Here is a 723-nt window from a genome sequence, read left to right as displayed (position 1 = left end):
ACGGCTAACCACATTGTGCTCGCAAACGCACCCATGTCCGGTGTATCAAGCTCGGGCATTGTCCAGTTCGGCATTAAGTAGAATGAGAGGAAAGCTAGAATCGCAACAAGTGGGTACACCATAACGGCAAACGCGCGCAGCATCACTTTTTCGCCCGCCATCATAATGGCAATCAAAGCGAACACTAATACGCCCGAAAGTAGCTCGCGTGGTAAGGCTTCCATTCCCGCTTGGTTCACCATAAAGCTGTCTACAGTATTGGTGATGCCCACGCCGTAAATTAACAGGATAGGAAAAATCGATAGGAAATAAAGCAGAGAGATTGAACGTCCCGCTTTTGCGCCAAAGTGTTCTTCAACCACATCGGTAAAGTCGGCATTTTTGATCTTAGAAGACAATACAAAGCGCGCTAAACCGCGATGGGCGAGGTAAGTCATTGGAAATGCCAAAAACGCCATTGCGACTAGTGGCCAAAATCCACCAATGCCCAAGTTGATTGGCAGAAACAAAATACCGGCACCAACGGCGGTCCCGAATAGGCTAAGTACCCAATGTGTGTCATGTTTTGACCAAGAGGTTGTTGTGTTTAATTCACTAGAATTTAACGTATTTCGAGATTCTTTCACTTAAGACTCGCCTTTATAAAAATAATAATGTGGCGGATGGTATCTGTTTTAGTGATTGTTATCACATCAACTATGTGGTGAATCGTGCTGATAAAAA

1 protein-coding gene is annotated in these 723 nt (G+C 44.8%); it reads right to left on the bottom strand.

From position 1 onward, the window contains the following. Positions 1-626, bottom strand: a 626-nt coding sequence (locus R7Q48_RS27250; RefSeq protein WP_318133376.1) for an aromatic amino acid transport family protein, incomplete at its 3' end; no start/stop codon positions are given. Positions 627-723: the final 97 nt, after the last annotated feature.

This window comes from Vibrio sp. 378 (assembly GCF_033339435.1).
Note: the sequence above shows the minus strand (reverse complement) of the source record. Positions and strands in the feature narration are given on the sequence as shown.